Below are 26420 nucleotides of genomic sequence, written 5' to 3'. Positions count from 1 at the left end.
GACAGTGGGGATAGCGGCACCAGCGGCCCAAAAATCCCCCGCTCAAGGCTGTCAAAGCCCGCAAAAATTCATACATTGCGGCCATGCCCAAAAGCTCCCCAACGACATCCCCGAAGACCGCCGCCAAAGCCGACACCAAACCCGCTGCTGACAAGCCTGCTGCCAAACCGGTCGCGGCGAAGGTGGCCGGCAAGGGCGACCACATCTTCCTGGTCGACGGTTCCGGCTACATCTTCCGCGCCTATCACGCGCTGCCGCCACTGAACCGCAAGTCCGATGGCTTGCAGGTCAACGCCGTGCTCGGTTTCTGCAACATGCTGTGGAAGCTGTTGCGCGACATGCCCGCGGACAACCGCCCGACGCATCTGGCGATCGTGTTCGACAAGTCGGAAGTCACCTTCCGCAACAAGATCTATCCCGAGTACAAGGCGCACCGGCCGCCCGCGCCCGATGATCTGATCCCGCAATTCGCGCTGATCCGCGAAGCCGTGCGCGCCTTCGATTTGCCCTGCCTGGAACAGAGCGGATTCGAGGCCGACGATTTGATCGCGACCTATGCGCGACAGGCCAGCGACCGCGGCGCCCACACGACCATCGTGTCCTCCGACAAGGATCTGATGCAGCTCGTGAACGACAAGATCATGATGTACGACACCATGAAGGACCGCCGTATCGGAATCCCCGAGGTGATCGAGAAGTTCGGCGTGCCGCCGGAGAAAGTTGTCGAAGTGCAGGCGCTGGCCGGCGATTCCACCGACAACGTGCCCGGTGTGCCCGGCATCGGCATCAAGACCGCGGCGCAGCTGATCGTCGAATATGGCGATCTCGAGCAGCTTCTGTTCCGCGCCACCGAGATCAAGCAGCCGAAGCGGCGCGAGGCGCTGATCGAGAATGCCGAGAAGGCGCGGATTTCGCGCCAGCTGGTGCTGCTCGACGACAAGGTCGAACTCGAGGTGCCGCTGGACGATCTCGCAGTGCACGAGCCCGACGCGCGCAAGCTGATTGCCTTCCTGAAGGCGATGGAATTCACCACGCTGACACGCCGCGTCGCCGACTATTCGCAGATCGATCCCGCCAATGTCGATGCCGATGCGTCGAACAGCAGCGGCGCCAGGGCCGGCGGCGACGCCGCCAAGGCAAAAACGTCGGAGATCTCCGGCGATCTTTTCGCCGCTCCAGCCGCGACCGCAACGGGCGGCGACAAGGGCGATAAGTCGGCCGGTCTCAAGGGCTCGCCGATTTCACTGGCCGCCGCGCGCGAAGAGGCGCTGCGCAAGCTGCCGGTCGACCGCAGCAAATACCAGGCGATCAAGACGCTCAAGGAGCTCGATGCCTTCGTCGCGCGCATCCATGACACCGGCCATGTCGCGATCGAGACGAGAGCCAACTCCATCGATCCGATGCAGGCCGATCTGTGCGGCATCGCGCTGGCACTGGCGCCGAACGAGGCCTGCTACGTGCCGCTCGCGCACAAGCAGTCCGGCGGCGGCGCCGGCCTGTTCGACACGGGCCTCGCGCCGGACCAGGTCAAGCATGCCGACGCCATCGAAGCGCTGCGGCCGGTGCTGGAATCGGCGGGCATTCTCAAGATCGGCTTCGACGTCAAGTTCACCGCCGTGATGCTGGCGCAGCACGGCATCACGCTGCGCAACGCCGACGATGCGCAGCTGATCTCCTATGTGCTCGATGCCGGCCGCGGCTCGCACGCGATCGAAGCGCTCGCGGAGCGCTGGTTCGGCCACGCCATGCTGAAGGAGAGCGAGCTGCTCGGCAGCGGCAAGGGCAAGATCACGTTCGACCAGGTGCCGATCGACAAGGCCGCACCGCTGTCGGCGGAAGGCGCCGACATGGCCTTGCGCGTGTGGCGCGTGCTGAAGCCGCGCCTCGTCGCCGAGCACATGACCGCCGTCTACGAGACGCTGGAGCGGCCGCTGGTGTCGGTGCTCGCGCGCATGGAGCGGCGCGGCATCTCGATCGACCGCCAGGTCTTGTCGCGGCTATCAGGCGACTTCGCCCAGACCGCGGCGCGCGTCGAAGCCGAGATCCAGGAGATCGCGGGCGAGCCCGTCAATGTCGGCAGCCCCAAACAGATCGGCGACATCCTGTTCGGCAAGATGGGACTGTCCGGCGGCACCAAGACCAAGACCGGCGCATGGTCGACGACCGCGCAGGTGCTCGACGAACTTGCCGAGCAAGGCCACGACTTCCCGAAGAAGATCCTGGAGTGGCGCCAGGTTTCGAAACTGAAATCGACCTACACCGACGCGCTGCCGACCTACGTCAACCCGCAGACCCATCGCGTCCACACCACCTACGCGCTGGCCGCGACCACGACGGGCCGGCTGTCGTCGAACGAGCCGAATCTGCAGAACATCCCGGTGCGCACCGAGGACGGGCGAAAGATCCGCCGCGCCTTCATCGCGACACCCGGGCACAAGCTCGTCTCCGCCGACTATTCGCAGATCGAGCTGCGGCTGCTCGCCGAGATCGCCGACATTCCCGTCCTCAAGCAGGCGTTCAAGGACGGGCTCGACATTCACGCGATGACGGCCTCCGAAATGTTCGGCGTGCCGATCGAGGGCATGCCGAGCGAAATCCGGCGCCGCGCCAAGGCGATCAATTTCGGCATCATTTACGGCATCTCGGCATTCGGCCTCGCCAACCAGCTCGGCATCGCGCGCGAGGAAGCCTCCGCCTACATCAAGAAGTATTTCGAGCGCTTCCCCGGCATCCGCGCCTACATGGACGAGACGCGCGACTTCTGCCGGAGCAACGGCCATGTCACCACGCTGTTCGGCCGGAAGATGTACTATCCCGACATCAAGGCTTCGAACGCCTCGGTGCGCGCCTTCAACGAGCGCGCCGCGATCAACGCGCGGCTCCAGGGCACCGCCGCCGACATCATCCGCCGCGCCATGACGCGGATGGAGGATGCCCTGGTCCAGAAGAAGCTGTCGGCGCAGATGCTGCTCCAGGTGCACGACGAACTGATCTTCGAGGTGCCTGACGCCGAGGTAGAGGCGACGCTCCCGGTGGTGCAGCACGTGATGCAGGACGCGCCGTTCCCGGCCGTGAACCTGTCGGTGCCGCTGCATGTCGATGCGCGCGCGGCGAAGAATTGGGACGAGGCGCATTGATGTCTCCACCAGCACGGTGTCGTCCCGGCGAACGCCGGGACCCATAACCACAGGATCGAGTTGGGCGAAGATTGCCCATGACGATCCAGCCTCAAACTCCTCCCTGGGGGTATGGGTCCCCGCTTTCGCGGGGACGACGTTGGGGTGAGATGCGGGACTCGAATTGTCCTCCGTGCAATTGCGCGATGGCTCCGCCGCGCGGCGCACATTAGAACGGTGTCGTCTCCCACACCGGTTCACGCATGCCCCACACCTCCGCCCTGCTCGGCTTCGCTCTCGTCTGCCTTGGTCTCGTGCTCACGCCGGGGCCGAACATGATCTATTTGATCTCGCGCTCGATCACGCAGGGGCCGGCGGCGGGCATCGTCTCGCTCGGCGGAGTGGCACTCGGCTTCGTGTTCTACATGCTGTGCGCGGCGTTCGGCATCACCGCGCTCTTGCTCGCCATTCCCTTTGCCTATGACGCGCTGCGCTTTGCCGGCGCGGGCTATCTGCTGTGGCTGGCCTGGCAGGCGGTGAAGCCGGGCGGACGTTCGCCGTTCCAGGTGAAGCAGCTTGCGATCGACAGCTCGCGCAAATTGTTCGCGATGGGTTTTGTCACCAATCTGCTCAATCCGAAGATCGCGATGCTGTATCTGGCACTGCTGCCGCAGTTCATCGATCCCACCGCCGGCAGCGTGCTGACGCAGTCGGTGGTGTTGGGGGCGATCCAGATCGCGATCAGCGTCAGCGTCAACGCGACGATCGCACTTGCAGCAGGGTCGATCGCGCTGTTCCTGGCGAGCCGGCCGAGCTGGATGCTGGTGCAGCGCTGGCTGATGGGCACGGTGCTGGCCGGGCTTGCGGTGCGGATGGCGGTGGAAGCGAAGAAGGTGTGATTATTTTTCTTCCTTCTCCCCTTGTGGGCCTGTTGCGTTATCGGCTCTTGAGGCTGAAGACGTCAGGAGCGAGTGCCCTGGTCCCGGCAATTGCCTGGCAAGATCTGTAGTTGTCGCCCTGAGCGGGCAGCTCACGCGGCGATCGTGGCCCACCGCCTCATGTTGAAGGCGATCGAGGCGAGCAGGACTTGCCCGGTCGCCTTGATCAGACCGACGTAGCGGATGCAGGTCAGCCGCATGCGGCGTTTGAGAGTAGCGAAGGTGGTCTCGACCTGGGCTCGTCGACGCGCGATGAGGAGGTTGTAGCGTTTGAGCCTGGGCGGCAGTTCCGGGTGATGTCTGTTGGGCCGACGAGCGATGCGGGGCTTCTTGCCTTCCGCCTTCAGCCGGGCCCGTCGGGCATGGGTGTCGTAAGCCGCATCGGCCCAGACCACGGCTTCATCGCCGCGGATCAAAGCGTCCGCCGGTGTCGTATCGTTGACGTTAGCGGGTGTGGTCAACACCGCGCGGATCAAGCCGGATCCTTCGTCGACACCGACATGGGCCTTGTAGCCGAAGGTCGAGCCGCTTTTGCCCTGCCGTTTGGCAAACCGGGCATCAGGATCGTTTGAGGGGCGATCCTCCTTGGGCGGAGCCGAGACTGCCTGGATCAAGGTCGCATCCAGCATCGTGCCGCGCTTGAGGATCACGCCGGCATTCTCAAGCTGACGATCCAGTTCGCCAAACAGCTTCTCCAGCAGGCCTTGTTCAACGAGCTGGTTCCGGAAGCGGTTCAGGACCGTGTGGTCGGGCGTCGCATCCTCAAGGCTCAAACCGACGAAGCGCTTGAACGACAACCGGTCGCCCAGCGCTTCCTCGAGTTCGCGCTCCGAAAGACCATACAGCGACTGCAACAGCACAGCACGAAACAGCACCAGCACCGGATAGCCTGGTCGACCGGGCCCCCCTTCATCCCGCAAATGGCCGATCAGCTTCTCGAACCGGTACCACTTGACCAGGCCAGCCAGCCGATCCAGCGCCGCATTGGCGCCGGCTCCCTTCGGCATCAGCGCTTCCACAAAGCTCGGCTGTCCCGTCCGCTTGACCGCCATCGCTACCCTCCAAGGCTTTGCCCTAGGGAATCACAATTGACGAATTACGCAACAGGCCCCTTGTGGGAGAAGGTGGCGCGAAGCGCCGGATGAGGGGTCTTTCTCCGCGCATTCGAAGACAGCTGGACTCGCGGAGACAGACCCCTCACCCGTCTCGCCGCTGCGCGGCGAGCCACCCTCCCCCACAAGGGGGGAGGGAAAAAGGCCCCTCAATCCAGCTTCGCGTCCATGCCCCGCTTCACCGCGGGACGGGCCATCAGCGCCTCATACCAGCGCTTGACGTTGGGAAAATCGGCCAGCTCAACCTTGTGGCGAGGGTGGCGCCAGGCCCAGCCCAGGATGGCAAAATCGGCAACCGAGAGGTCGCCAGCGACGAAGTCGTGGGCCTCCAACCGGCGGTCCAGCACGCCGTAGAGCCGGCGCGTCTCCGCCATGTAGCGCTTCAGGCCATAGGCGCGATCCTGCTCGTTCTCGAGCGCGATGAAATGGTGCACCTGGCCGGGCATCGGGCCGAAGCCGCCCATCTGCCACATCAGCCATTCATAGACGGGGATGCGCCCGGCGAGCGATTTCGGCAGGAATTTGCCGGTCTTTTCGCCGAGATAGAGCAGGATCGCACCGGACTCGAAGATGCTGACGGGCTTGCCGTCCGGCCCCTCGGGGTCGACGATCGCGGGGATCTTGTTGTTGGGGCTGAGCTTCAGGAAGCCCGGCGCCATCTGCTCGCCCTTGGTGATGTTCACCGGCACCACCTTGTAAGGCAGCCCCATTTCCTCCAATGCGACCGAGATCTTGCGGCCGTTCGGCGTGTTCCAGGTGTGCAGCTCGATGGTCATTCAGGCATTTCCTTCCCCGAGATATCTGGCATCCAACTACTCCAGAAGGTTGCACCCCCACAACTGGCGGACCGGGATGGCCGATCCCTGTTGACTCGACCGGTCCCCTCTGGAATGTCGCGGCCGTCGCGGATAAATTCCGCCACCTCCAAAAAGCCCCGAGGGACCGCCGTGTCGAAATCTGCCTCCCGCGCCCGCCTGTTCGAAATCATCCGCCGGCGCTCCTTCGGCCGCGGTGACGTCACGCTCGCGTCGGGCCGCAAGAGCGATTTCTACTTCAACCTCAAGCCGACCATGCTCGACCCCGAGGGCGCGACGCTGCTCGCCGAGCTGACCTATGAGGCGCTGAAGGACGACCAGCTCGACTTCATCGGCGGGCTCGAGATGGGCGCGGTGCCGCTGGCCGGCGCGCTGGCGCAGATCTCCTGGATCAAGGGCCATCCGATCGCAGCGTTCTTCGTGCGCAAGAAACCGAAGGAGCACGGCGCGAAGCTCGCGATCGAAGGTCTGCCCAAGGGCGAGACGCTCGAAGGCAAGCGCGTCGTGATCGTCGAGGACGTCACCACCACCGGCGGCTCGGCGATGAAGGCGGTGGAATCGGTGCGCGAGACCGGCGCCGAGGTGGTGCTGGTGCTGACCATGGTCGACCGCGAGGAAGGGGCCACCGATACGTTTGGCGCGGCCGGCCTGCCGTTCCGCTCGCTGTACAAGGCGTCGGAGTTCCTGAAGGCTTAAGGCCGCGAGACAGTCCGTCCATGCCCGGGCGTTGCCCGGAAGCAACCATCCGCCGGAAGCTGTGCCCGGCCTTGAAGAGGTCACGGCCTCGACTTGAAATCGCCTCCGCTCAACTGCTCATTTACCATCCAGCACTATGGTGAATCATGTGCCGAGACCTCGGAAGGTTCCGGCCGGTTCAGTAGCGTCGGAGTGAGCATTGCGTACAGCCTTGTCCCATGCGCGTCGCGCGATGCTTGTGGCCGCCAGCCTGGCGGCCCCGCTGCTTGCGGCTCCAGCCCCGGCTTCGGCCGAAGGCCTGTTCGACTTCTTCTTCGGCGGAATGCAGCGGCCCCGGCCGCAGCGTGAGGTTCCGCAGCAGTCGAACTCCTTTGCCGATCCCTTCGCCAGCCAGCAGAATCCCGCAAACCCGCAATATGTGCCACCGACACGCGCGGCGGCGGCCGGCGGCTCGGGCCCGGCCTTCTGCGTGCGCACCTGCGACGGCAAATATTTCCCGCTGATGCGCGGCCTCGCCTCGCCCGCCCAGATGTGTCAGGCGTTCTGTCCTGCCACCACGACAAAGGTCTATTTCGGCTCTTCGATCGACGGCGCCGCTTCGCAGACCGGCGAGCGCTACGCCGACAGCGAAAACGCGTTCGCCTATCGCAAGGCGCTGCGTGCCGACTGCACCTGCAACGGCCGCGAGCCGGTCGGCCTCGCCCCGGTCGATCTCGCGCTGGATTCCTCGCTGAAAGCCGGCGACGTGATCGCGACCAGCGACGGCCTCGTCGCCTATACCGGCATCCGCGTCGGCAATGACCAGGCTGCGGACTTCACGCCGGTTGCCTCCTACCCGGGCCTCACCGCGCAGGTCCGCGCGCGGCTCGGCGAGATGAAGGTGGCACCGGTGCGCGCGGAGACGGTCGCGGCGGATGCGCCGGCCTCAGTCGAGATCGTGCGCGAGGCGCTGCCTGACGTGACGGTGCCGAAGACCCCAGCACAGAAGCCGGCGAAGCGGGCGGGGCTGGACTAAGCCCCAACTGAATCAAAGTCGTCATTGCGAGCGCAGCGAAGCAATCCAGTCTGTCACCGCGAACAGATTATGGATTGCTTCGCTACGCTCGCAGTGACGGAGAGTGCTGCGTCATCTCCCGATGATCACCCCGATCACGTTCGGGGCCGCCAGATATTTCTCCTCGATCGCCGCGCGCGCGGCGGCGCGGTTTTCCTGAGTCAGCAGGCCGCGCTTCTCGGCCAGGATCATCCAGCAGAAGCCCCACCAGTCGGTGAGCATGCCCGCCTCGCCGATGAGATCGTAACCCTGCTCGGCTGCGAAGATGCGCGCATGCGCTTCGTCCAGCGTGTCGAGGAACAGATGATCCTCGGTCGAGAACAGATCGTCGCTGACGTCGTCGATGGTGTAGCCCCAGATCGACTGGCACACCGCGTTGAACTCGCGGTCGAACTGGTCGTCATCGACCGCGTAGCGCCGCGCGGCCTGATGCAGCCGCGACAGCGAGCGCGCGAAATCGGCGATCCGGGTGAGGGCAAATTGATCGAAGGCGATGGTGGACATGTAGTCCTCGCAAAGTCTGACGGACGCTAGATATTGTGTCGGCAACGCGCCGAATCACAATGATATATCAAAGACTTGCTAAAGTGTTCTTAATTTGTTCCGGATCTGGGGACAAAGTCCGACTGGCGGAATCGAAAGGGGCCGCCTCGCAGCGACCCCTTTGCCGGTTGCAATCGTGTTCGGGATGAAATCCAGCCCCGGCAATTGGCAAGTTAGAGGTACCTATGGACTTAGGCGATTCCGGATAAGTACTGGACGTAGTCCTGTCCTATTTTCCGTTGACGAGCCCGATGGATCCGGGTTCGCGCGAGGCCGGGATCTCAATAACAGCGCGAGGCCGCAATAGCGTGGACGCGGCGGTCACCGAGCAGATGGGCGACAAAGCCATTACTGGGAAAGATCTTTGCGAACGCGGCATCGCGGATGCTGAGACCGCCGGCATAGGCGCCGAAGGCGGGCATCACCGCGCGCATCCCGTCACTGGCGAAACAGCGGCGTTCCATCGAGCGGCCGCGTGCGGAGACGCGCGCCTTCGGATGCAGATGGCCGGCGATCTCGCCGCGCGCACCTGTCGGCTCATGACGGAAGGTGATTGGGCCGATCGCGACTTCGTCGGCGACGGTCCCGCCCAGATCGCGCGGCAGCATCGGATCGTGATTGCCCGAGATCCAGATCCAATCGCGGCCGGTCTGGAGTGCGGCAACAGCATCGCGATCGTCGGACGACAACCGCTCATGCGCGGTTCGGTCGTGAAAACTGTCGCCGAGCGCGACAACCGTTCGGGGATTATGGCGGGAGATGACAGCAGCGAGACGGCTCAGCGTTGCCAACGTATCGTAAGGCGGCAGCAGCACACCGCGCGTGGCGAAGCTGGACCCTTTTTCCAGATGCAGATCGGAGACGACGAGCAGGCGTTGCTCTTCCCAGAACAGCGCACCGGAGAGATCGGTTGCGAAGGTCACACCGGCGATATCCAGTGCAAGCGTTGAAGTGATTGATAGTGCCACTTGCTCCGTCATGGCCGGGCTCGTCCCGGCCATCCACGTTCTTGCCGCGGAAGCAAAGACGTGGATGCCCGGGTCAAGCCCGGGCATGACGATGTGGATGGAGTTGCGCGCACCACTGGTAAAATTCTCTACGACATCGCCTCTTTGACCAGCTCGTCGGCGGCTTCCGCCAGGAGCTCGTCACCAGCTTCGCCATAGACTGACTCGCGGCCGATTTCCAGCATCACGGGGACGGCGAGCGGCGAGACGTGATCGAGTTCCCGATGCGTGATACGACCCTGGATGCGGGCAAGCATGGCGCCGAGACGGCGCAGGTCGAGCAGCCCGGTGGCGGCATCGGCACGGGCGGCGCGCAGCAACACGTGATCTGCCTGGTGCTTGCGCAGGACGTCGTAGACGAGATCGGTCGAGAACAGCACTTGGCGGCGGCTCTTGTCCTCGCTGGTGAAGCGCCGCTCGATCAGGCCGGAGATCAGCGCGCAATTGCGGAAGGTGCGCTTCATCAGCGCGGATTCCGCGAGCCAGGCTTCGAGATCGTCCCCGAGCATGTCCGGGTTGAACAGCGCGTCGAGATTAAGCTCGCCGTTGCGGATCATGAAGGAGGCATCGCCAAGCCCCCAGATCGCCACCGCATATTCATTGGCGACGAAGCCGAGCGGCCGGGCGCGCATCCGCTCCAGCCGCCGCGTCAGCAGCATGCCCAGCGTCTGGTGCGCGAGCCTGCCCTCGAAGGGATAGCAAATGAGATAATGCTTGTTGCCGCGTGGAAAGGTCTCGACCAGCAGCTCGCGCACGCCGGGCACACGTGAGACGTCTTTCTGCAACGACAGCCAGTCGCGCACCTGCTCGGGCAAACCATTCCATGCACGGCGGTCGTCGAGCAGGCGCCGCACGCGCTCGGCAAGATAGGTCGAGAGCGGAAATTTGCCGCCCATATAGGACGGCACTTTCGGGTCCTTGTCGTTGGCGCGGGAGACATAGACCTGATCCTCGGCCAACGCCTCATAGCGCACAACTTCGCCGCCGAACACAAAGGTGTCGCCGGCGATCAAGCCCTCGATAAAATATTCCTCGATTTCGCCGAGCACGCGGCCGCCGCGCGCGATGACGCCGGTCGAGCCGCTGCCGGTGGAGCGCCCACGAACGAGCCGCACCTTCAGCATCGGCTCCTCGACGATGGTGCCGACATTGAGACGATAGCTCTGCCGCACCTTTGGATTGGCGACACGCCAGCGCCCCTGCTTGTCCTGCTTGATGCGGGCGAAGCGCTCATAGGTCTTCAGCGCGTAGCCGCCGGAGGCGACGAAATCGACGACGTCGTCGAAATCCTGCCGGGCGAGATCTGAGTAAGGCGCGGCCGTGAGCACCTCGCCGTAGAGATCATCGCTCAGAAACGGCTCGCCGCAGGCGCGGCCGAGCACGTGCTGGGCCAGCACGTCGAGTGCGCCGGTGCGCAAGGGTGGCGTATCCTGCGCATTCTCGGCGATCGCATCGATCGCGGCGCGGCACTCCAGCACCTCGAAACGGTTGGCCGGCACCAGCACGGCGCGCGAGGCTTCGTCGAGACGGTGATTGGCGCGGCCGATCCGCTGCATCAGGCGCGAGGCGCCCTTGGGCGCGCCGATATTGACGACGAGATCGACATCGCCCCAGTCGACGCCGAGGTCGAGCGAGGAGGTGCAGACCACGCCGCGCAATCTGCCCGCCGACATCGCGTCCTCGACCTTGCGGCGCTGGGCGACGTCGAGCGAGCCGTGATGCAGCGCGATCGCGAGGTTGTCGTCGTTCATGCTCCAGAGATTCTGGAACAGCATCTCGGCCTGGCTGCGGGTGTTGACGAAGACGAGCGTGGTCCTGTTGGCCTTGATCAGCTCGTAGATTTCGGGAAGCGCGTGGCGCGCGCTGTGGCCGGCCCAGGGCAGGCGCTCGCGGGTATCCAGCATCTCGACCAGCGGCGGCGCGGCACCGCCGGCGACGACAATGTCGGCGGCCGCCTCCTTCCCGCCGGGCTGCGGCGCCAGGAAGCGCGCAAGCTGGTCCGGCTCGGCCACGGTCGCCGACAGGCCGATCGCGCGCAGCTGCGGCGCCAGCCGCCAGAGCCGCGCCAGACCCAGCGAAAGCAGATCGCCGCGCTTGGACGTCACCAGCGCGTGGAGCTCGTCGAGCACGATGCGCTTCAAGGAGGAGAACAGGAACGGCGCGTCGTCGGAGGAGAGCAGCAGCGCGACCTGCTCGGGCGTCGTCAGCAGGATATCGGGCGGATAGCGCCGCTGGCGCTGCCGCCGCGACACCGGCGTGTCGCCGGTGCGGGTCTCGACCTTGATCGGCAGCCCCATCTCCGCAATCGGCCGCTCGAGATTGCGGGCGATGTCGACGGCGAGCGCTTTCAGCGGCGAAATGTAGAGCGTGTGCAGGCCATCGCTGCGGTGAACATCGCGACCGGTGGAGATGAGGCTTTGCTTCGCCCTTCCGTCCCGTTCGACCGGCTGCGTCGAGAGCTCCACCAGCGTCGGCAGAAATCCCGCCAGCGTCTTGCCCGCGCCGGTGGGTGCGATCAGCAGTGCGGAACGATCCTCGCGCGCCTCGTCCAGCAGCGCGAGCTGATGCTCACGCGGCGACCAGCCGCGGGCCGCGAACCACGCCTGGAAGCGGTCGGGCAGCAGCGTGGCCGGCTCGGCCGGGATTTTGAGGATGCGGGGCGGCACGGCATCACAGGTAAGCCGTGGGGGTGGGTTCGTCGAGGGGTGGGGATGTGAATAGGTCTCGTAGGGTGGGCAAAGCGAAGCGTGCCCACCATTCGCACCGAGGTGTTCGGAGAGATGATGGGCACGGCGCGAGTGCGCCTTTGCCCACCCTACGGCACCCTGCCCGCACCTACTCCGACATCGGCTTGTCGGAGATGTCCCAGTCCTTGCCGCTGAAGGTCGAGATGAAGAGCGTCTTCATCGGCGTGTAGTCCTCGGGCGTGTAGCTGTAGGCGACACCGTCGAGGAAATAGGGCGAGTGGAAGCCTGCGAGCGTGGACGCCTGCTTCAGCACGTTGGCGCGGGTGAGATCGTCGCCGCAGCGGCGCAGGATCTCGCCCATGGTGACGGCCTGGCCGTAGCCGGCAAAGGCGATGGTGTTGTCTTGATCGATCGCCGGCGTGTACTTCTTGCGCAGCTCCTCGAACGCCATCACGTCCGGGTCCTTCTCCCATTTGGGCAGGCCGACTTCCTTGTTGTAGCGGATGGCGACGATGCCGGTGGCGTTCTCGAGGCCTGCTGCGTTGAGGATCGAACGACCGGTCGAACCGGCTGACAACAATTGCAGCGGCTTCCAGCCGAGCTCGGCCACTTTGCGGATCGACTGCGACGACGCCTTGCCGGTGGAAATGTTGTAGAAGACGTCGGCGCCCGATTTCGAGAGATTGATGAGCTGGGAATCGACGGTCGGATCGGTCAGATCGTAGGTCTGCTCCATGATCACCTGCGCGGTGCCCCCGGCATCCGCCAGCACCTTCTTGAACGGACCGAGGAAGTCACGGCCGAAATCGTCGTTCTGGTAGAGAATGCCGACCTTGGCATTCGGCTTCACGCTGAGGACGTGCCGCGCCAGGATGCGCGCCTCGGTCGGATAGAGCGGCAGGCCCGCCATCGTCCATTTGAACTCTTTCGGATTGTTCCACTTGGACGCGCCGGTGTTGAGCAGCAGTTGCGGCACGCCCTTGGAATTGAGATATTTGTGCACGGAGGTCTGCGGCGCGGTGCCGAGCGAGCCGTAGAGCGCGAGCACTTCCTCCTGCTCGACCAGACGCCGCGTCGCCTCGACACATTTCGGCGCGCTGTAGGCGTCGTCCATGGTGAGGAACTTGACCTTGCGGCCGTTGATGCCGCCCTTCTCGTTCAGCATCTGGAAATAGGCTTCGCCGATGCGGCCGAGCACGCCGTACAGCGAGCCGGGCCCGGAATGCGGCACGGTCTGGCCGATCTTGATCTCGGTGTCGCTGGCGCCCGCATCGTATTTCTTCTCCGCGGCCCAGACATACGGCGCAGGCAAGGTGGATGCAGCGATGGTGGCGAGCGCACCGGCGCTGAAATCGCGCCGCGATGGATTCTTGGTCATTTTTGTTTCTCCCTAGTGCGCGCATTGTGCTGGCAACGCAGCACGGCTCGCAAGTAGGAAGACGCCGCTTTGCGACGCAATGACGCTTAAATCGCGGGGTTTTTAGCGCCTAAACTCAAGTTTTCTCGGCGACGACGACGAGGCCGCGCACCGGCTCGTTGTTCTCGATGCGTGGCGATGCCGGCTCCAATGTCAGCAGCTTGAGCCCGGCCTTCGCCATCGCGTCACGCACATATTCCGCCGAATGGGCATAGCGCAGGCCTTCGCCGAGCACGATGCCGCTGCCGTCATGCGTCTCCAGCGTGAAAGCGAGCACGCCGCCGGATACGAGCACGCGCTGCGCTTCCGTGAGCACCGGCGCGAGATCGGAGAGATAGACGAACGCATCTGCGGCGACGACGAGGTTCGCGCTCGTATCGCCCTTGGTGCGCAGGCCTTCGATCATGTCGGCGACCTCGAGCTCGGCATAGAGCTCGGTGGCGCGCGCCTCCTTGATCATGCCGGGCGACAGATCGATGCCGATGAAATGATCGACCTGCTTTGCAAAGGCAGCCGCCGCAAGCCCGGTGCCGCAGCCGAGATCGATGGTGCGCTTGAACAAGGCCGGCTTCTTCGCGGCGACGCGCGCGGCCACCACCGCCTTGAAGATCAGCGACGGTGCGCGATAGTCGAGATCGTTGATCAGTGTGTGCTCGAAGCGCGGCGCGTACTGGTCGAACAGCGCCTGCACGTAGGCCTTGGGCATCTCCGCCATCTGCGCGTCGCCGAGCCGCATCAGATGCAGGCCGGCGCCGTGCTGGTCCTCGGGGTCGCAGTCGCATGCTTTCCGGAACGCCGCGATCGCCTTGTCGCCCTCGCCGAGCTGCTGACGGATCTCGCCGAGCGTGAACCAGGCCGAAGTGAAGTCGGGCGCGAGTTCGAGCGCCTGCTCGATGAGGTCGGCGGCGGCGGGCAGATCGCCCTTGAGCTGGAGGTCGCGCGCGAACTCGAAACGGCGGTCGGCCATGAGATCGCCGGAGGAGTGGAACAGGCGCAGGGGCATAGGAACTCGGCTCGTCATTGCCGGGCTCGAGCCGGCAATCCATCAAAAAGCGAACTGTTTAAAAGGATGGAGGCGCGGGTCCCGCCTCCGCCAATTGGCTTCGGCGGGCTTTTACACCGCCGGGCCGGCGAAGCCTAGCGGAGACGGCAAGCCCGCGAAGACGGGTTCATTTGGGGTGGCCGCTCCCTATATGACGCACATGCGTCCGCAAGACATCCTGCTGCCAACTGCTGACGGCCTGTGCTGCAAGCCCGGCACCTTCCACATCGACCCTGTCCGCCCGGTCGAGCGGGCCGTGATCACCCACGGCCATTCCGACCACGCCCGCGCCGGCCATGGCGCGGTGCTGGCAACGCAGGAAACGCTGGACATGATGCGGCTGCGCTATGGCGAGAACTTTGCCGGCTCGACGCAAGCGATCCGCTATGGCGAGGAGATCGGGCTCGGCGACGTCCGTGTGACGTTTCACCCGGCCGGTCATGTGCTGGGCTCGGCGCAGATCGCTGTGACCTGCAAGGACACCTGCATCGTCGCCTCCGGCGACTACAAGGATGCGCCCGACCCGACCTGCACGCCGTTCGAACTCGTGCCCTGCGACGTCTTCATCACTGAAGCCACCTTCGGCCTGCCGGTGTTTCGCCATGGCGACGCCGCCGACGAGGTGAGGAAGCTGCTGGCCTCCGTTGCATTGTTTCCCGAGCGCGCGCATCTGGTCGGAGCCTATTCGCTCGGCAAGGCGCAGCGCGTGATCGCGCTGTTGCGACAGGCCGGCTATGACGCACCGATCTACCTGCATGGCGCGATGGAGAAGATCACCGAGTACTATCAGAGCCGAGGGGTCAATCTCGGCGAGCTCAAGCCGGTGATGGGCGTCAAGAAGGCGGCGCTCGCCGGCACCATCACGCTGGCGCCGCCGTCGGCCACCTCGGACCTCTGGACGCGGCGCTTTCCCGACCCCGTCACCGCCTTTGCCTCGGGGTGGATGCGGGTGCGTGCCCGCGCACGGCAGCGCGGCATCGAGCTGCCGCTGGTGATCTCCGACCACGCCGATTGGGACGGCCTCACCGCGACCATCGCCGCGACCGGCGCCGGCGAGATCTGGGTGACGCACGGCCAGGAAGATGCGCTGGTGCATTGGTGCAAGTCGCAAGGTCTTCGCGCGCAGCCGCTCGATCTCGTCGGCTATGGCGAGGAGGAGGAGAGCGAGACACCGCTTCAAGATGAGGCCGAAGCATGAACCGCTTCGCCGAACTGCTGGATCGCCTCGCCTACGAGCCCGGCCGCAACAACAAGCTGCGGCTGATCACCGGCTATTTCCGCGAGGTCGGTGATCCCGACCGCGGCTACGCCCTGGCCGCGCTGACCGGCGCGCTGAGCTTCAAGCATGCCAAGCCCGCGCTGATCCGCGATTTGATCGCGGCGCGCACGGATGAGGTGCTGTTCGGGTTGTCCTACGACTACGTCGGCGATCTCTCGGAGACCGTGGCGCTGATGTGGCCGCGGCGGGTGCCCGGCAACGGAAAGTCTTTTCCGGGCCACCCCTCTCCCCCGCCCTCCCCCGCATCCGCCTTCGCTAAAGCTTCGGCGGACAAGAGGGGGGAGGGACAGAGCGCGGAGCAATCGACAAGCAAGACGCCGATAAACGCGGGCGAGTCAATTTCGCATCAGGAACATACTTCCTCCCCCCTCTTGTCCGCCGTAGCTCGAAGAGCGAAGGCGGATGCGGGGGAGGGGCAGGGAGAGGGGTACCGCGGGCGGGATGCTCATGAGTCCACACATCCAAGCAACCACAACAACCCACCGCCCCCCACCCTCACCGAAGTCGTCACCACGCTGCGCACGCTCGGCAAGACCGAGCTGCCAAAGCAGCTCGAACGCTGGCTCGACGAGCTTGACGAGACCGGCCGTTGGGCGCTGCTGAAGCTCGTCACCGGCGCGCTGCGCATCGGCATCTCCGCGCGGCTGGCGAAGACCGCGGCCGCGGCGCTCGGCGACAAGGACCCGCATGAGGTCGAGCTGATCTGGCCGGGGCTCAGCCCTCCCTATCTCGACCTGTTCGCCTGGCTGGAAGGCCGCGGCGAAAAGCCGGTCAATCGCGATCCCGCGCCGTTCCGCCCGGTGATGCTCGCGCACGCGATCGAGGACACGGATTTCGCCGCGCTCGATCCCGCCGACTACATCGCCGAATGGAAATGGGACGGCATCCGCGTGCAGGCGGTGGCGGGCCGCGATGAGCACGGGCAGATCACGGCGCGGCTCTATTCGCGCACCGGCGAGGACATCACGGGGAGCTTTCCGGACCTCGTGCCGTCGCTGCGGCTCGCAGGCGCAATCGACGGCGAGCTTCTGATTCTGCGCGAAGGCCGCGTGCAGAGTTTCAATGTTCTGCAACAGCGCCTCAACCGCAAGGTCGTTTCGCCGAAGCTGATCAAGGAGTTTCCGATCCATTTGCGCGCCTATGATCTGCTCGGCGACGACGAGAACGATCTGCGCGAGCTGCCCTTCGCGGAGCGGCGCGAACGGCTGGAGACGTTCATCGGCAAGCTCGACGATCCCCGCATCGACCTGTCGCCCACCGTGCCGTTCGCAAGCTGGCAGGCGCTGACCGCGGCGCGCGCCGATCCCGCGAGTGCCGGCGCGGGCGAAGATGCCGATGCCGTCGAAGGCGTCATGCTGAAGCGGCGCGATGCGCCTTACCTGCCGGGGCGGCCAAAAGGCCAGTGGTGGAAGTGGAAGCGCGATCCGCACATCATCGACGCCGTGCTGATGTATGCGCAGCGCGGCCACGGCAAGCGCTCGTCCTATTACTCCGATTACACCTTCGGCGTCTGGACCGAGGGCGAAGCCGGCGACGAGCTGGTGCCGGTCGGAAAAGCCTATTTCGGCTTCACCGACGAGGAGCTCTTGCAGATCGACCGTTTCGTCCGCCGCAACACCACCGAGAAATTCGGCCCCGTGCGCCACGTCGTGCACGAGCGCGACAAGGGGCTGGTGCTGGAGGTGGCGTTCGAGGGGCTGCAGCGTTCCCCGCGGCACAAATCCGGCGTCGCCATGCGCTTTCCCCGAATCAGCCGGCTGCGCTGGGACAAGCCGCCGCGCGAGGCTGACCGGCTGGAAACGCTGGAAAAGATGCTGAAGGCTGACGAATCCCTACCAACAATTAAGGTTGCGGCTTCCGCCGACAGCCATTGACGAGGGAATGCGGGTTCCCCATGTGCCCCGCCGTGACCTATAATGGGGTCGAATCCCCGCGAGGAGTTTGAGATGGTCCAAGACGTCAGAGATTTGCCGGCCGGCCGCAGCGATGGGCTGAACCGCTTTCTCGGCGGCTCGCCGCTGGCGGTCGCGTTTCGCCTGGTCCTGCTCTCGATCCTGGTCGGCGTCGTGCTCGCCGCGATCGGCTTCGATCCCTGGAATATCATCTACAGCATCCGCTTGCTGTTCCAGCGTCTGTGGGATCTCGGCTTCGACGCGGTGAACTGGCTGTGGCGCTACTTCCTGCTCGGCGCCGTCATCGTGGTTCCGATCTGGCTGCTCTCGCGCGTCTTCGGCGCGCCGCGCAACAGGTAAGGATTTGGGAGCCCGCAGCCGATGCAATTGCGCTTTGTCGGCTGCGGCGACGCCTTCGGCTCGGGCGGCAGGCTCAACACCTGCTTCCACATCTCAGGGCGCGCGGCCAACTTCCTGATCGATTGCGGCGCGTCGGCTCTGCCGTCGTTGAAGCGACTCGAGATCGACCGCAACGAGATCGACCTCATTCTCATCACGCATTTCCACGGCGACCATTTTGCCGGGCTGCCGTTTGTCCTGCTCGATGCGCAATTCTCGCGGCGGACCCGGCCGCTGACGATCGCGGGCCCGCAAGGCCTCGAGACGCGGCTCGGCCAAGTGATGGAGGCGCTGTTCGAGCACTCCTCGAAGACCAAGCAGCGCTTCGAGCTGAACCTCATCGAACTCGCGCCCGGGCGAAGCCAAACCTTTGGCGGGGTGAATGTGACGCCCTACCCGGTCGTGCACGGCGAATCCGGCGGGCCGTTCTTGGCCTACCGCGTCGAGGTTGAAGATCGCACGCTCGCCTACAGCGCCGATACCGAATGGACGGAGGCGCTCATTCCGCTGGCGCATGGCGCGGACCTTTTCATTGCGGAAGCCTATATGTACGAGAAGGTGGTCAAGAACCATCTCAGCCTGAAGACCTTGGAACAGCACCTCCCCGCCATCGGCGCCAAGCGGCTTGTCCTCACCCATATGAGCGACGACGTGCTGTCGCGCCTGGACGACGTACCGCATCTCGCCGCCGAAGACGGCATGGTGGTCGTGTTCTGACATGCACGCGCCCGTTCATCCCAGGATCGGTTCCCGCCAGGTCTTCACCATCGCCGGTCCCGCGATGGTCGCGAACCTCACCACGCCGCTGATCGGCGTAGTCTCGACCACCGCGATCGGGCGGCTCGACGATGCCGCGCTGCTTGGCGGCGTCGCGATGGCCTCCGTCATCTTCGACTGCCTGTTCTGGCTGTTCGGCTTCCTGCGCATGAGCACGCTCGCCTTCACGGCGCAGGCGCTCGGCGCGGGCGAGACACGCGAGCAGACCGTGATCCTGGTGCGCGGCTTCATTGTCGCGGGCCTGATCGGCGCCGCGCTGATCGTGCTGCAACTGCCGCTGGCCGCCGGGCTGTTCGACCTGATGGGCGGCAGCGAAGGCGTCACGCGCGCGGCAAAGACCTATTTCATGATCCGGATCTGGTCGTCGCCGTTCGCCTTCGCCAACTACGTCGTTCTCGGCTGGCTGGTGGGGCAGGCGCGCGCCAATCCGGCGCTGCTGCTGCAGGTCGTCATCAACCTCATCAACATGGCGGCGACGATCTTGCTGGTGCTGGTCTACGACACCGGCATCGCGGGCGCGGCGATCGCCGCACTGCTCTCGGAGACGATTGGCTTCGTGCTCGGCGTGATCGTCTGCCGGCGCTATGCGGATGGCGGCTTTGCGGTGCCCCTTGCCACGCTGCTCGACCGGGCAAAACTGATGCGGCTGCTGGCGGTGAACTCCGACATCATGATCCGTACCGCGGCGCTGATCGCCGTGTTCCTGTTCTTCACCGCCAAGGGCGCACGCGCCGGCGACGTCACGCTGGCGGCGAATTCCGTGCTGAACAATTTCCTGCTGGTCAGCGCCTTCTTCCTCGACGGTCTTGCGAACGCAGCCCAGCAGCTCTGCGGGCGCACGTTTGGCGCGCGTGATTCCAGGGGCTTTGCGGACTCGACCCGGCTGGTGCTGCTGTGGGGCCTCGGCTTCGCGCTGGTCGTCGCGGTGCTGTTCGCGCTGTTCGGGCCGAACCTGATCAATGTCATGACAGCGAGCGAGGACGTCCGCCGCGCCGCGCGCGAATTCCTGCCGTTCATCGTGCTCGCGCCGATCCCCGGCGTGTTCGCCTTCGGCTTCGACGGCATCTATGTCGGCGCGACCTGGGCGCGCGAGATGCGCAATCTAATGCTGTTATCGTTCACGATCTTTATCGGCGCCTGGTGGGCGCTGCAATCGTTCGGCAATGCCGGGCTGTGGAGCGCGCTGATCGCGTTCTACGTCGCGCGCGGCGGCTTGCAGGGCGCAAGGTATCCTGCGTTGTATCGGGTGACGTTTCCGAAATCGTAGATTCGTAGCCCGGATGGAGCGCAGCGAAATCCGGGGTCTTCGTGCTCGCGGAAAGATTCCCGGATTGCGCTGCGCTCCATCCGGGCTACTGGACGGTGGCTACATCCCCGGCCAGTCTTCCGCCGTGAGTGTCGCCGCGTCGGCGCCGACGATTTCGGACAGCGAATCCCGCCCTGTCCGCAGCAGCGTCGAGGTGAGATCGCGTTTGATCTCGTCGACGAGGCCGAGGCCCTTGTAGACCAGCGACGAATAGAGCTGGATCAGGCTCGCGCCGGCGCGGATCTTCGTCAGCGCGGCGCCGCCGGAATCCACGCCGCCGACGCCGATCAAGGGGAAGGCGCCCTCGACGCGCACATAGGTCTCCGCGACCATGCGCGTCGACAGGCGGAACAGCGGCCGGCCGGACAGACCACCCTGCTCCTTGGCGCGCATTTCCTCGCGCAGCGTGCTCGGCCGCGCGATCGTCGTGTTCGCCACGATCATGCCGTCGACCCGGCGCGAGCGCGCCACCTGCACGACGTCGTCGAGCTGGGCGAGGCTCAAATCAGGCGCGATCTTGAGCAGCACCGGCGTGTCGCCGGCCTTCTGGCGCACCCGCTCGCGCGCGTCGATCACCCTGGCGAGGAGATCGTCCAGCAGCGCGCCTTCCTGCAAATTGCGCAGGCCCGGCGTGTTCGGCGAGGAGACGTTGACGGTGAAATAGCTCGCGACCGGCGCAAAAGTCTCGATCAGCTTGACGTAATCGCCGACGCGATCCGGCGAATCCTTGTTGGCGCCGACATTGACCCCGACGATGCCGCCGTGCTGCGCACGCGCCGCGAGCCTACGCAGCGCGACTTCAGCGCCGTCATTGTTGAAGCCCATGCGGTTGATCACGGCCTCGTCGCGCTCCAGGCGAAACAGCCGCGGCCGCGGATTGCCGCTTTGCGGCTTCGGCGTCACCGAACCGATCTCGACGAAGCCGAAGCCGAGCCGCAGCAGCGCATCCGGCACCTCGGCGCTCTTGTCGAAGCCCGCGGCCATGCCGATCGGATTGGGGAAGTTGAGCCCGAAGGCGCGCACGGCGAGCTTGGGATCGTCAGGCCGCGGCTTGACCGGCGGCAGGAAGCGCAGGCCCTGGATCGCGAGGCGATGCGCATCCTCCGGATCGAGCCAGCGCAGCACCGGCAGCGAAAAGGCGTCGAAAGCGCGGATCACGGGATAAGCTCCGGAACGTCGTGGCCGCCATCGGAGCGCATGTTGAGGTTCATCACCGACAGCACCGCGCCGAGATCGAGCTCGCCATAGAGGTGCGGAAACAGCTCCTCATTGCGCGAGCGCTCCCAGCGCAATGCGCTGCCGAGCGCGTCGCCGTCGACCTCGACCAGGAACAGCGCGCGCTGCCCGAAATAGTGCTTGCGCAAGGTCTCGGGAACCTGGGGCGCGGTCGAAAAATGGATGAAACCGTCGCGCGAATCGTCCGCGCTGCCCCGGTAGACGCCCTGCCGTTCCGCCTCGCGCCAGGCCGAGGCCGGACAGATTTTGTAGATCTTGACCACCGCTCACGCAGCCCTGTTTGCTCTTTGAGTCTTTTGGGTTTTTTCGTCTCGTGCGGGTCCTCAAAACCCGGGCGCGACCGTAATGGCCGCCCCCTCCGAACTCAAGGCTTAGAGCCATTTCCGTTCCGATGAAATCGGAACGGGGCTTTAAATTCTTGTTTTGACGCGTTTTCTTGACGCGAACCGGTATCCGCTTCGCTTGAAAATGCTTCTCCCGCCACCCCTTGCGCGAAAAACGGAAAACCGGTTGATTTGAGGACAGTTTTCCTGAGTTGCGACGGGCTGGACCTTCCATGGTCAGACAGGCCAAAGCGCAGAGGATACTGACTCACGACCAGATCTGGGGAGCGCTGGATCGGCTGGCGGAGCGTGCCGGCCTGTCGCCGTCCGGCCTCGCCAAGCGGGCCGGGCTCGATCCCACCACCTTCAACAAGTCCAAGCGTGTCACCCCCGACGGGCGCGAGCGCTGGCCATCCACCGAATCGATCGCGAAAGCGCTGGCGGCGGCCGGCTCCTCGATGGACACCTTTGCCGGGTTGACCGGTGACGACGCCAGCGACGGCCGATCGGTGCCGCTGCTCGGCCTCGCGCTAGCCGGCGCGAGCGGAGCTTTCGACGAGTCCGGCTTTCCATCCGGCAAGGGCTGGACCGAACTTGCGCTTCCCACCGCCGAGGACAGTCGCGCCTTTGCGCTGGAGATTTCCGGCGATGCGCTTGCCCCGGCCTATCGCGACGGCGACGTCATCCTGATCTCGCCCCGCGCGCCGATCCGCAGAGGCGATCGAGTGGTGGTGAAGACCAAGGCGGGCGACGTGACGGTCGCGACGCTGAAGCGCCGCACGGCAAAGGCACTGGAATTGCAGCCGCTCGATGCATCGCAGGCCGAGCATACGATGGCGCCGAGCGACGTCGGCTGGATCGCGCGAATCGTGTGGGCGAGCCAGTGATTGCGTCGTGACCGCACCATGACGCCGGCCGCGCCGCTTCTCGCCCCGGCGACCTTGCGACTCACCATCCCTCTCGCATAGGTTGCGGCCGATTTTGCCGATCAAATTCATCGCAGGGGGATATGATGAATCGCCGTCACGCATTGAAGGCCCTGGCGGGTCTCGCACTCTGTCCGCTGTGCAAGCCGGCCTTTGCCGCCGAAGGCACGCATTGGAGCTACGAGGGCGCCGGCGGCCCGGCCAAATGGGGCGATATCGACGCGGCGAACAAGGCCTGCGCGGTCGGCTTGCAGCAATCGCCGATCGACATCGAGGGGACGATCAAGTCGCAATTGCCTGTTCTGAAGCTGAACTGGGGCAAGAGCGCCGACACCATCGTCAACAACGGGCACACGATCCAGCTCAACTTCGCCGAAGGCAGCACGCTCACGCTCGGCGATATCAAATACAAGCTGCTCCAGGTGCACTTCCACCGGCCGAGCGAGCACATGATCGGCGGCAAGAACTTTCCGATGGAAGCGCACTTCGTGCATCGCAACGATGCCGGCGGGCTCGCCGTGGTCGGCGTGCTGATGGCGGAAGGCAAGCCGAACACGGCCTTCGGCAAGATCGTCAAGACCATGCCGGCGGCGGAAGGCCCCGCGGTGAAGGCCGATGCAGCGATCGATCCCCACGCCATGCTGCCGCACAGGCTGAGCTATTTCCGCTACTCCGGCTCGCTGACGACCCCGCCCTGTTCGGAGGTCGTCGAATGGCTGCTGCTGACCGACCCGATCCAGGTGTCAGCCCCCGACGTCGCTGCGTTCGCAAAGCTCTATCCGATGAACGCGCGCCCGGTGCAGAAGGACAACCGGCGCTTCGTGCTGCGCTCGATCTGAGGCGCGCTTCAAATCTGTAGCCCGGATGAGCGTAGCGACATCCGGGCTACGGCATCTATTACGCACTTCGCGCCAGCGCGCCGTCGATCATGTTCACCGCGTTCTGCACGCCGTAGACCGCAACGAAGGAGCCGAAGCGCGGGCCCTTCTCCTGGCCGAGCAGCACCTGGTAGAGCATGTTGAACCAGTCGAGCGTCACGCCCGGACGGCCGTCCTTGCCCTTCTTGACCTGGTCGAGGAACGGCTCGCGGCGGCCGATCTCGTAGACGACGTTCTGGATGTCCTCGGCCGAGGATTCCTGCGGAAGCTGCGACAGCGCATCGCGCAGATCCTGCAACGCGGCGCGCTCAACCTCGGTCGGCTCGCGGAACTGCTTCGTCGGCGCCACGAAGTCACGATAATAGTTGATGGCATAGCCGACCATCGCATCGAGCTTCGGATGCGTTTGCGGGCTCACGCCGGGACGATAGCGACCGATGAAGCCCCACAGCGTCTCGGCATTCTCCGCATTCGACGACGACACCAGCGTCAAGAGGAGCTGGAACGTGACGGGCATGTCGCCCTTCGGCGGATGGCCGTTGTGGACGTGCCAGACCGGATTGCCGAGCTGCTGCTTGCCATCCTGCTTCGCAAAGCCGTCGATGAACTGCTGGTAGTCGTCGACGTTGCGCGGGATGACATCGAAATACAGCCGCTTGGCCGCCTTCGGCTCGCGATACATGAACAGCGACAGCGATTCCGGCGACGCATAGCGCAGCCATTCGTCGATGGTCAGGCCGTTGCCCTTCGACTTCGAGATCTTCTGGCCCTTCTCGTCGAGGAAGAGCTCGTAGTTGAAACCTTCGGGCGGCGTGGCGCCGAGCGCCTTGGCGATCGCACCGGACAACTTCACGGAGTCGATCAGGTCCTTGCCGGCCATCTCGTAGTCGACGCCGAGCGCGACCCAGCGCATCGCCCAGTCGGCCTTCCACTGGCACTTGACGTTGCCGCCCGTCACCGGCGTCTCGACTTCCTGGTTCGTGTCCGGATCGACATAGGTCACGGTACCGGCCGCGACGTCGCGCCGGATCATCGGCACCTGGAGCACGACACCGGTGGTCTTACTGATCGGCAGGAACGGCGAATAGGTGGCGCGGCGATCGGGGCCGAGCGTCGGCAGGATGATCGCCATCACCTTGTCGTAGGCAGCTAACATCTTCAGCAACGTCGCGTCGAAGCGGCCGGACGTATAATAGTCGGTCGAGCTCGCGAACTCGTAGTCGAAGCCGAAATGATCGAGGAAGGCGCGCAGGCGCGCGTTGTTGTGGTGCCCGAACGACGGGTACTCGTTGGAGAACGGATCCGGCACCCGCGTCAGCGGCTTGCCGAGATGCGCGGCCAGCATCTCCTTGTTGGGGACGTTGTCGGGCACTTTCCGAAACCCGTCCATGTCGTCGGAGAACGCCAGCAGGCGCGTCTTGATCTTGTCCTCGGTGAGCACGCGAAAGGCATGGCGCACCATCGAGGTGCGCGCGACCTCACCGAACGTGCCGATATGCGGCAGGCCGGACGGGCCGTAACCGGTCTCGAACAGCACCTCGTCCTTCGGGCTTTTCTTCAGCCGCGCGACAATGGCCTTCGCCTGCTCGAACGGCCAGGCGTTGGATTGTTCGGCGAGCGCACGCAGATCGCTCGGGTTCGCGGCAAGATCGATGACAGACATTCAGGGGCCTCCGGGCCGCGGAAAATAGCGATTTCCGGGCAGAATGCAAAAGTAGCAGCGCCTTTATCGTGGAATCGTAGGGTGGGCAAAGCGAAGCGTGCCCACCACTGCCAAAGACGGTGGGCACGGCGCTAGCGCGCCTTTGCCCACCCTACGGCACTAAAACGGGCTCACCGAAAAATACCGCAGCCACAGATCGGTGTAGCGGCCTTTCTCCCAGACGCGGAACAGGGCCCAGTTCAGGGCCTGGCGCAGCACGTCGTTGCCCTTGCGGACGGCGATGCCGATGCCCTCGCCGAAGAAACGGCTCTCGACAAAGGGGCCGCCGGAGAAGGCGCAGCAATCGCCGGAATCCGTGCCGTTGATCCAGAACGCCAGCGAGATGGCGTCGCCGAAGATGAAATCGACCTCGCCCTTGCGCAACGCCGCGCGCATCGCATCGTCGTTGGGATAGGGGTGCAGCTCGGCGTCGGTGAACATCGCCTTGAGGTACGCTTCGTGCGCGGAGCCGGCGATGACGCCGACTTTCTTGCCTTCGAGATATTCGGGCCGGATCTCCGGCATCACTGCGTCCTTGCGCGAGGCGAAGCGCGCCGGCACGCGGTAATAGGGATCGGTGAAATCAACGCGGACGCGGAGCTGCGGACTCACCGCCATCGAGGCGATGATGGCATCGCCCCGGTTGGAGGAGAGCGCGTCGACCAGGGTCTCGAAGCGGCGCATCTGCACCGTGCAGGTGACCTTGATCTCCTCGCACAGCGCGCGGGCGAGATCGACGTTGAAGCCGGCCGGATTGCCGTCGGCGCCGGTGTAGTTGAACGGCGGATAGTCGGTCTCGGTCAGGAAGCGGATCACGGTCAGGCGCGACAGGTCGGGCCGCTCCGGCCGCCGCCGCGGGTCCCAGAAGCCGGGCACAGCCTGCGGGGCCGCCTGAGGCGCGACCTGCGGCGTGGCCTGGGGCGCTGCCGGAGGCTGCTTGGCCGGGGCCGGGGCCTGCGCCTTTGCGGCGGGCAGGCCTACGAGCAGACATGCGCAGGCGACCAGCCCGGTCAGGACGCGGCGCACGGTTTTGGACGATTTTGCCTGTCGCGACGGGGCCATCGGCGGGAAATGAACGAATTTCGTTGGGATCGGAAGGCGTTATAGACCATCCCGCCGGGAACGCGAGCGCCGATTGCGGGATGGGTAAAGGTCTCTCAGCCGTCATGCCCGGGCTTGTCCCGCCTGCGGGGCCGAAGCCCATCCGGCGAGGCGAAGGCCCGGGCATCCACGAACATTAGCACCCCCCGAAGAACGTGGATGGCCGGGACAAGC

22 protein-coding genes are annotated in these 26420 nt (G+C 65.1%); 11 read left to right on the top strand and 11 right to left on the bottom strand.

Annotated features, from left to right (window positions below):
* The first annotated feature begins 83 nt into the window (after positions 1-83).
* Both polA and AB7535_RS39290 read left to right on the top strand, forming a co-directional pair.
* Positions 84-3137 carry a DNA polymerase I gene (polA, locus tag AB7535_RS39295; RefSeq protein WP_085398438.1) on the top strand — a complete coding sequence of 1018 codons (3054 nt, stop codon included), beginning with the start codon at positions 84-86 and terminating at the stop codon, positions 3135-3137.
* Between the two features lie 242 nt (positions 3138-3379).
* A complete protein-coding gene (locus AB7535_RS39290; RefSeq protein WP_085398437.1) occupies positions 3380-4015 on the top strand; it encodes a LysE family translocator in 636 nt (211 codons plus the stop codon).
* A 131-nt stretch (positions 4016-4146) separates the two neighbouring features.
* Here the strand turns inward: AB7535_RS39290 and AB7535_RS39285 are convergent, their stop codons facing one another.
* Both AB7535_RS39285 and AB7535_RS39280 read right to left on the bottom strand, forming a co-directional pair.
* Positions 4147-5106 carry an IS5 family transposase gene (locus tag AB7535_RS39285; protein WP_085398127.1) on the bottom strand — a complete coding sequence of 320 codons (960 nt, stop codon included), beginning with the start codon at positions 5104-5106 and terminating at the stop codon, positions 4147-4149.
* A 209-nt stretch (positions 5107-5315) separates the two neighbouring features.
* Positions 5316-5942 (bottom strand): glutathione S-transferase family protein, encoded by a 627-nt coding sequence (locus tag AB7535_RS39280; protein WP_038959906.1) that lies wholly within the window; start codon positions 5940-5942, stop codon positions 5316-5318.
* A gap of 171 nt (positions 5943-6113) precedes the next feature.
* On the opposite strand from AB7535_RS39280, the gene pyrE reads away from it, so the two are divergent.
* Positions 6114-6677: an orotate phosphoribosyltransferase gene (gene pyrE, locus AB7535_RS39275; protein WP_014491354.1), complete on the top strand. Its 564-nt coding sequence runs from the start codon at positions 6114-6116 to the stop codon at positions 6675-6677.
* A 232-nt stretch (positions 6678-6909) separates the two neighbouring features.
* Positions 6910-7692, top strand: a complete 783-nt coding sequence (locus AB7535_RS39270; protein WP_071909165.1) for a DUF2865 domain-containing protein — start codon at positions 6910-6912, stop codon at positions 7690-7692.
* A gap of 111 nt (positions 7693-7803) precedes the next feature.
* Here AB7535_RS39270 and AB7535_RS39265 read toward each other — a convergent pair whose 3' ends face one another.
* The 5 genes from AB7535_RS39265 to AB7535_RS39245 form a co-directional block, all read right to left on the bottom strand.
* The gene (locus tag AB7535_RS39265; RefSeq protein WP_014491352.1) at positions 7804-8235 is read right to left on the bottom strand and encodes a hypothetical protein; all 432 of its coding nucleotides are present in this window, start codon (positions 8233-8235) and stop codon (positions 7804-7806) included.
* A 320-nt stretch (positions 8236-8555) separates the two neighbouring features.
* The gene (pdeM, locus tag AB7535_RS39260) at positions 8556-9254 is read right to left on the bottom strand and encodes a ligase-associated DNA damage response endonuclease PdeM (protein ID WP_085398435.1); all 699 of its coding nucleotides are present in this window, start codon (positions 9252-9254) and stop codon (positions 8556-8558) included.
* A gap of 116 nt (positions 9255-9370) precedes the next feature.
* Entirely contained in the window at positions 9371-11947 is a 2577-nt protein-coding gene (locus AB7535_RS39255) for a ligase-associated DNA damage response DEXH box helicase (RefSeq protein ID WP_354080244.1), read from the bottom strand.
* Between the two features lie 169 nt (positions 11948-12116).
* Positions 12117-13346, bottom strand: coding sequence for an ABC transporter substrate-binding protein (locus AB7535_RS39250; protein WP_085398188.1), 1230 nt, complete (start codon positions 13344-13346; stop codon positions 12117-12119).
* A gap of 115 nt (positions 13347-13461) precedes the next feature.
* A complete protein-coding gene (locus tag AB7535_RS39245; RefSeq protein ID WP_085398187.1) occupies positions 13462-14388 on the bottom strand; it encodes a class I SAM-dependent DNA methyltransferase in 927 nt (308 codons plus the stop codon).
* A 199-nt stretch (positions 14389-14587) separates the two neighbouring features.
* On the opposite strand from AB7535_RS39245, the gene AB7535_RS39240 reads away from it, so the two are divergent.
* The 5 genes from AB7535_RS39240 to AB7535_RS39220 all read left to right on the top strand — a co-directional run bounded on the left by AB7535_RS39240 (position 14588) and on the right by AB7535_RS39220 (position 20041).
* Positions 14588-15625 carry a ligase-associated DNA damage response exonuclease gene (locus tag AB7535_RS39240; RefSeq protein ID WP_085398189.1) on the top strand — a complete coding sequence of 346 codons (1038 nt, stop codon included), beginning with the start codon at positions 14588-14590 and terminating at the stop codon, positions 15623-15625.
* On the top strand, positions 15622-17580 hold the full coding sequence (locus tag AB7535_RS39235) for an ATP-dependent DNA ligase (RefSeq protein ID WP_135215208.1): 1959 nt from the start codon (positions 15622-15624) through the stop codon (positions 17578-17580). Before AB7535_RS39240 ends, AB7535_RS39235 begins: the two co-directional genes overlap by 4 nt.
* Positions 17581-17652: 72 nt before the next feature.
* Positions 17653-17958: a DUF6460 domain-containing protein gene (locus tag AB7535_RS39230; protein ID WP_063979849.1), complete on the top strand. Its 306-nt coding sequence runs from the start codon at positions 17653-17655 to the stop codon at positions 17956-17958.
* A 21-nt stretch (positions 17959-17979) separates the two neighbouring features.
* A complete protein-coding gene (locus tag AB7535_RS39225; protein ID WP_085398357.1) occupies positions 17980-18714 on the top strand; it encodes an MBL fold metallo-hydrolase in 735 nt (244 codons plus the stop codon).
* Between the two features lies 1 nt (position 18715).
* Complete coding sequence (locus AB7535_RS39220) at positions 18716-20041, top strand: MATE family efflux transporter (protein ID WP_085398356.1); 1326 nt, start codon at positions 18716-18718, stop codon at positions 20039-20041.
* A gap of 99 nt (positions 20042-20140) precedes the next feature.
* On the opposite strand, the gene AB7535_RS39215 is transcribed toward AB7535_RS39220, so the two are convergent.
* Together AB7535_RS39215 and AB7535_RS39210 are read right to left on the bottom strand one after the other, a co-directional pair.
* A complete protein-coding gene (locus AB7535_RS39215; protein ID WP_063979852.1) occupies positions 20141-21238 on the bottom strand; it encodes a quinone-dependent dihydroorotate dehydrogenase in 1098 nt (365 codons plus the stop codon).
* A complete protein-coding gene (locus AB7535_RS39210) occupies positions 21235-21579 on the bottom strand; it encodes a DUF952 domain-containing protein (protein WP_071909157.1) in 345 nt (114 codons plus the stop codon). Before AB7535_RS39210 ends, AB7535_RS39215 begins: the two co-directional genes overlap by 4 nt.
* Before the next feature lie 293 nt (positions 21580-21872).
* On the opposite strand from AB7535_RS39210, the gene AB7535_RS39205 reads away from it, so the two are divergent.
* Together AB7535_RS39205 and AB7535_RS39200 are read left to right on the top strand one after the other, a co-directional pair.
* Positions 21873-22526 carry a S24 family peptidase gene (locus AB7535_RS39205; RefSeq protein ID WP_085398355.1) on the top strand — a complete coding sequence of 218 codons (654 nt, stop codon included), beginning with the start codon at positions 21873-21875 and terminating at the stop codon, positions 22524-22526.
* A gap of 125 nt (positions 22527-22651) precedes the next feature.
* On the top strand, positions 22652-23404 hold the full coding sequence (locus AB7535_RS39200) for a carbonic anhydrase (protein ID WP_085398359.1): 753 nt from the start codon (positions 22652-22654) through the stop codon (positions 23402-23404).
* A gap of 58 nt (positions 23405-23462) precedes the next feature.
* Here the strand turns inward: AB7535_RS39200 and AB7535_RS39195 are convergent, their stop codons facing one another.
* Positions 23463-25106: a lysine--tRNA ligase gene (locus AB7535_RS39195; RefSeq protein WP_085398354.1), complete on the bottom strand. Its 1644-nt coding sequence runs from the start codon at positions 25104-25106 to the stop codon at positions 23463-23465.
* Positions 25107-25265: 159 nt separating this feature from the next.
* Positions 25266-26207 carry a transporter substrate-binding domain-containing protein gene (locus AB7535_RS39190; RefSeq protein ID WP_085398353.1) on the bottom strand — a complete coding sequence of 314 codons (942 nt, stop codon included), beginning with the start codon at positions 26205-26207 and terminating at the stop codon, positions 25266-25268.
* Positions 26208-26420: the final 213 nt, after the last annotated feature.

It is taken from the genome of Bradyrhizobium sp. 956_D2_N1_4, assembly GCF_052076025.1.
In the GTDB taxonomy this organism is placed as follows: domain Bacteria; phylum Pseudomonadota; class Alphaproteobacteria; order Rhizobiales; family Xanthobacteraceae; genus Bradyrhizobium; species Bradyrhizobium barranii.
Note: the sequence above shows the minus strand (reverse complement) of the source record. Positions and strands in the feature narration are given on the sequence as shown.